This is a genomic window from bacterium, from assembly GCA_036524115.1.
GTDB lineage: Bacteria > JAUVQV01 > JAUVQV01 > JAUVQV01 > DATDCY01 > DATDCY01.
In genome coordinates this window covers 1-5,436 of record DATDCY010000071.1, presented here as the reverse complement: position 1 = coordinate 5,436, position 5,436 = coordinate 1, and the positions used below count along the sequence as shown (strand labels likewise).

The 5,436-nt window shown below is 69.9% G+C and carries 7 protein-coding genes; 6 read left to right on the top strand and 1 reads right to left on the bottom strand.

The annotated features are described in order from the left end of the window. From VI078_03410 to VI078_03385, 6 genes are all read left to right on the top strand, one after another. Positions 1–312 (top strand): ABC transporter permease (locus VI078_03410; GenBank protein HEY5998331.1); only part of this gene is annotated, 312 nt, incomplete at its 5' end. Then, entirely contained in the window at positions 309–1,532 is a 1,224-nt protein-coding gene (locus VI078_03405; GenBank protein ID HEY5998330.1) for an ATP-binding cassette domain-containing protein, read from the top strand. The genes VI078_03410 and VI078_03405, both read left to right, overlap by 4 nt. 11 nt (positions 1,533–1,543) lie before the next feature. Next, on the top strand, positions 1,544–1,990 hold the full coding sequence (gene mlaD, locus VI078_03400; GenBank protein HEY5998329.1) for an outer membrane lipid asymmetry maintenance protein MlaD: 447 nt from the start codon (positions 1,544–1,546) through the stop codon (positions 1,988–1,990). 68 nt (positions 1,991–2,058) lie between these two features. Then, a complete protein-coding gene (locus VI078_03395) occupies positions 2,059–2,661 on the top strand; it encodes an ABC transporter substrate-binding protein (protein ID HEY5998328.1) in 603 nt (200 codons plus the stop codon). Between the two features lie 48 nt (positions 2,662–2,709). Next, a complete protein-coding gene (locus VI078_03390; GenBank protein HEY5998327.1) occupies positions 2,710–3,588 on the top strand; it encodes a VacJ family lipoprotein in 879 nt (292 codons plus the stop codon). A gap of 162 nt (positions 3,589–3,750) precedes the next feature. Beyond that, positions 3,751–4,815, top strand: a complete 1,065-nt coding sequence (locus VI078_03385; GenBank protein HEY5998326.1) for a hypothetical protein — start codon at positions 3,751–3,753, stop codon at positions 4,813–4,815. Positions 4,816–4,926: 111 nt separating this feature from the next. On the opposite strand, the gene VI078_03380 is transcribed toward VI078_03385, so the two are convergent. Further along, positions 4,927–5,436, bottom strand: a 510-nt coding sequence (locus tag VI078_03380; GenBank protein ID HEY5998325.1) for a hypothetical protein, incomplete at its 5' end; no start/stop codon positions are given.

Below are 5,436 nucleotides of genomic sequence, written 5' to 3'. Positions count from 1 at the left end.
GCGATCTTCGACGTGGTCGGCATCGTCGGCGGCTACCTCACCGGCTCCCTGCTGCTCGGCCTCAGCTCCGGCACCTACTTCTGGCGCGTCGAGGAGAGCGTCGAGATGAAGGACGTCACCGGCGGGTTCATCAAGGCGGTGGTCTTCGCGCTGCTGGTCTCGACCGTCTGCTGCTACCAGGGCTATTACACGCACACCCGCGCGGACGGCTTCGGGGCCAAGGGGGTCAGCCGCTCCACGACCACGGCGGTCGTCGTCTGCTGCGTGCTGGTGCTCGTGGCGGACTACGTGCTGACCTCGCTGCTGCTGTGAACGGACCGGGCGCGTCGCTGATCCGCCTCGAGGGCCTGCGCAAGGCGTTCGGCGACGACCGCGTCCTCGACGGGGTCGACCTGGAGGTGCGCCGCGGCGAGATCATGACGGTGATCGGCAAGAGCGGGGTGGGCAAAAGCGTGCTGCTCAAGCTGATGATCAACCTCTTCGAGCCCGACGGCGGCCGCATCTGGGTCGAGGGGCGGCCGCTGGAGGAGATGAGCCCGGCCGAGCGGAAGGCGCTCCGCCGGAAGATGAGCTACGTGTTCCAGGGGACGGCCCTCTTCGATTCGCTGACGACGTTCGAGAACATCGCCCTGCCGCTGCGCGAGAGCGCGAAGCTCACCCGGGACGAGATCGACCGCCGGGTTCGCCTGCGGATGGACCAGCTCGATCTGGCGGGAATCGACGACAAGTTCCCCGCGCAGCTCTCCGGCGGCATGAAGAAGCGCGTGGCCCTGGCGCGGGCGCTCGTCACCGACCCCGAGATCGTCCTCTTCGACGAGCCGACGACCGGCCTGGACCCGATCCGCAAGCATGCCGTGCACAGCATGATCGCGGACTACCAGAAGCGGCTCGGCTTCACGGCGGTCCTCGTCAGCCACGAGATCCCGGACGTCCTCTACTTCTCGCAGCGGATCGCGATGCTCGACGAGGGAAAGGTGCGCTTCGTGGGCACCCCTGCGGCGCTGCTGGCCAGCGACGATCCGGTGGTGCGCGAGTTCCTCGGCGGGCTCAGCGTGCAGGCGGAAGGCGAGACGGGGATGGCGCATCCGCAGGACCTCGACCGCTGTGTCAGCCGGGAGGTGGCGCGGACGGCCGCGGGCGCCGGCGCGCTCGGCCTGCTCACCCTGACGCTGGCAAACCTCGACGACGTGAACGCCCGCGTCGGTTTCGTGGCCGGACAGAAGGCCATGGGGGCCCTGCTGGGGGCGGTGCGGGGCCGGCTGCGCGCCGGCGACACGGCGGCGCGGGTCGGCCTCGACCAGATCGCCGTGCTGTTCTCGCCCGCGAGCAGCGAACTGGCGCGCTCCTGGTGCGAGGGCCTGCTGTCCAACCTGCGCAGCGGGGCACTGTTCTCCGCCGGTCCGCCGGCGGACCTGTGCCTGCGCTTCAGCGCGGGCTACGCGGAGGCCGACGCCGCGAGCACCTGGCCGCGCCTGCTGGAGGCCGCGGAGGAGAAGAAGCAGCCGTTGGAGGAATTCGCCGTTTGTCCGTGAGAGGAGGGACGATGCGCAGGACGTCATGGGAGCTTGGCGTGGGCGTCTTCATGCTGGCCGGCCTTCTCGCCGTGGGCTACCTCACGATCAGGCTCGGCAGGATGGAGCTGTTCGGCGGGGACGCCTACACCGTCAAGGCGAGGTTCCAGAACGTGACCGGGCTGAAGAGCGGCGCGGCCGTCGAGATCGCGGGGGTGACGGTCGGCACCGTGGCCGGCGTGGAGGTGAACCCGCAGACCTTCGCGGCCGTGGTCACGCTGAGGATCCGCACGGGCATCGAGCTGACGGACGACACGATCGCGTCGATCAAGACGCAGGGGCTGATCGGCGACAAGTTCGTGAAGCTCTCCCCGGGCGGGTCGGGGAAGACCCTCAAGCCCGGGGAGACGATCCTCGACACCGAGTCCGCGGTGGACCTGGAAGATCTCATCAGCCGCTACGTGATGGGCAAGGTCTAGCGGGAACCCCGGGGCGGGCGGCCGGCGCCCGTGGTATTCCGGCCGTCCCGGGCCTATATTCTCGGATCATGCGCCTGCTGCTCGCTCTCGCGCTGTCCGTGGGGCTCGCGCTTCCCGCCGCGGCGGACACGGCCCAGCCGATCGATGCCCTGCGCGGGCCGGTCGAGCAGGTCCTCGCGATCCTCAAGGACCCGCGCTACTCTGCGGCCGCCACCAAGAAGGAGCAGCGCGACCACCTCTGGGAGATCATCCGGGGCGTCTTCGACTACCGCGCGATCTCGGCCCGGGCCGTCGGCCGCAACTGGCGGCTCTTCGACCCCGGGCAGCAGCAGGCCTTCACGGACGCCTTTTCCGAGCTGCTGGGAAACAGCTATCTCTCGCGGATCCAGGGGGCATACAAGAACGAGCGGGTGGAGTTCCTCGGCCAGGAGCTGCTGGAGAACGGCACGGCCCGGGTCAAGTCGCGGATCGTGCGGGATGCGGACGCGATCGCCGTCGACTACAGCCTGCAGCGCGAGGCCGGCGCCTGGAAGGTCTACGACGTGAACATCGCGGGTGTCAGCCTGGTGCAGAACTATCGCTCCCAGTTCGACCAGATACTCGGCGAGGGCACGCCCGCCCAGCTCATCGAGCGCGTGAAGGCCAAGAACAGCGCTCAAGCGGAGAAGTAGACGGCCGTCATGCCGCGACGGCGTCGGCCCGCGACGCGAGGAGATCAGATGAACATTGCACGGTTGTCCGCACTCCTGCTCGTGACCTTCATGGCATCCGCGGGCTGCGCCCACCGGGCGGCGGTCGTCCCGGCCGATTCCCCGGGGATGCGCCCCACCGTCGCCACCGTCGCCCCCGACGCCGCCGCTGCCGGCACGGCATTGCCCGTGGCGGGAACCGAGCGCGCGGACGCGGAGGTGGACGAGGAGCCCGCAGCGGTCGAGGCTGGGCAGGGGCCGGCGGCGGCGCGTGGCGAGGTCTCCGACCCCATCGCCGGCTGGAACCGCGCGATGTTCACGTTCAACGACCGGCTGTATTTCTGGGTGCTCAAGCCGGTCGCCCGGGGGTACCGGGCCGTCGTCCCCGGCTTCGTCCGCACCGGCGTGCGGAACTTCTTCCACAACCTGACGACGCCCGGCCGGCTCGTGAGCGACGTGGTGCAGCTCAAGGGGCGCGAGGCAGGCATCGAGCTCGGCAAGTTCATGATCAACACCACGTGGGGGGTGCTGGGGTTGTGGGACGTGTTCGCGGCCAATCCCGAGGCGAAGATCCCCGAAGGAGACCTGGGGCTGGCGATGGGGCACTACGGCGTCGCCAACGGGCCGTACATCGTCTGGCCGTTCCTGGGCCCGTCCACGCTGCGGGATTCGGTCGGACTCGTCGGGGACTTCCTGCTGGATCCGACGACCTACGTCCAGCCGCGCACGGCCGCCACGGGCATCTACGTCTACCGGGAGGTCAACACGACCACGTTCCGCATCGGCGATTACGAGGCCGTCAAGGAAGCCGCCATCGACCCGTACATCGCCATCCGGCAGGCCTACATCCAGCACCGGGCGCGCGCGGGTGACACCTACGAGCCGGAGCAGAACTTCATCTACCCCTGACGGGGCGAGCGAGGCTGCCCATCCTGGTTGTTGCGGGAATCGACCACCGGAATTCGCCCCCCGATTCGCCGATGTGCCTGCAACTTCCGGCCAAGTTGACAATCTAAGTAGGAAATGGACGCGTCAGGCGGGCGAACAGGGAAACGAACGAGGGAGGTTTGTATGAGCAGGACTTTGAAGGGAGCAGCTGTTCTTCTTGGTTTCTTGTCTCTCGCGGGGCTTGCCGGGACCGCCGGCGCCTACCAGACGTACACGGATTGCGCGCCCTGCCACGGGGCCTTCCTGAACACGCCGTACACGTCGTTGGCCAGTGCCAAGGCGGGGGCGACGTGGCCAGGGGGGCTCCACGACACCCACAGGAACGGGGCGACGGGGAGCCCGCCCGGCATGCTCAACAGCAACTGCAGCGCCTGCCACTCGGGGGCTTCGCGCACCCCCGTGCAGATCGGCATCTCGGATGGCACGGCCCCGTTCAACCAGTCCTGCGCGGGCTGCCACGACGGGCCGGGACTGCGGGCGCATCACAGGAACAGCGGAGCGTCCACGTGCAGCTGCCACACCGGCGACCCGACGCCGGCCGCCGAGAACGTGCCGAGGCCGGTGTACACGGCGGCCTTCGGGACCACCAGCGGAACGGTGCGGGTGAAGGACCCCTGCCATCCGGCGGCGGCGACGTTCGAGGGACGGCTCGCGGATGCGACCACCCTCGGCCTGGACAACGACGGCAACCTCGCCTATGACGCCGCCGATGCCGCCTGCGCGCAGGTCAATCGCGCGCCCACCCTGGGCGCGCTGACGCCGTCGCTCCTCACCTCGGCCCCCGGCGTGGCCCGGACGTTCAGGGCGGTCTACCGGGACGCCGACGGCTTCGCCGACCTGAAGACGGTCGACTTCCTGGTGAGCCCGACGGGCGGGGCCGCGAACGCCATCATGGTCAGGTACTTCCGGGCGACCAACCGGCTGCGCATGTTCAACAACGCGGGGACCGGGATGTTGGCGGGTGCCTGCACCCCGGGCGTCGCGGGCACCCTGCAGAACACCCAGGGCAGGCTCGTCTGCGGCTCGACGACGGCGGCCGGCTCGGGCACGTCGCTCGTCATGAATTTCAGGATCGTCCCGAAGGCTGCGTTTGCGGGCGCGACGGCGAAGCAGATGCGGATGAGGGCGATCGACAACGCGGGAGCGACCACGGGCCTGGTGCGCAAGGGGTCCTGGACCATCCGGTAGATCAGACGGGGCAGATCGCTTGCCGCGACGCTCCCGCCCATCGTCGCAGGACGGGAGCGTCGCGGTCGCGCGCAACGCGGGGCGGCCACGCCGCGAATCGCCGCGGTCGGGTCACCGATCGACGCGCCTGACGCTCACCTGCCTGATCGTGATGCTGGCTCCCCCGCGCTCCCGGTAGCGGATCGCCTGGGGGACCGGTGTGCCGTCCACGTCCCGGTAGTCGTCGTAGCGGACTTCCCAGCCGTCCCCGCCGCGGGGCGCAGCCGAGACGACCTGCCCTGACGGGCCCGCCTCGAGGCGCGTCTTTCCCGCGCCGGGGACCGCGCACCCTGGCTCGAGGTAGATCCGCCTCAGGCTCGCCGCCACCGCGCGACCCACTTCGTCGCCGCGCGGCACCAGCGGGAGCATGTAGTCGACGCTTTCGCCGCCCGCGGTCACCGTCAGCTTGAAGAACGTGACGCCGAAGTCGTCCAGGGCGACGAGGCGCACCGTCCTCTTCGCCGTGTCGAGCTCGAGGTACCCCTGGACGGGGAACCGGGCGTCTCCGAACTCGATCAGCACCACCTGCCTGATCCGCCAGACCGCCGGGGGGAGGGTCCACGCCGGCGGGCCGGCCTCGGG

Excerpts from the sequence above, each read along its gene's own strand:
- mlaD (HEY5998329.1), top strand. The coding sequence starts at position 1,544 with ATGCGCAGGACGTCATGGGAGCTTGGCGTGGGCGTCTTCATGCTGGCC.
- VI078_03395 (HEY5998328.1), top strand. The coding sequence starts at position 2,059 with ATGCGCCTGCTGCTCGCTCTCGCGCTGTCCGTGGGGCTCGCGCTTCCC.
- VI078_03390 (HEY5998327.1), top strand. The coding sequence starts at position 2,710 with ATGAACATTGCACGGTTGTCCGCACTCCTGCTCGTGACCTTCATGGCA.
- VI078_03385 (HEY5998326.1), top strand. The coding sequence starts at position 3,751 with ATGAGCAGGACTTTGAAGGGAGCAGCTGTTCTTCTTGGTTTCTTGTCT.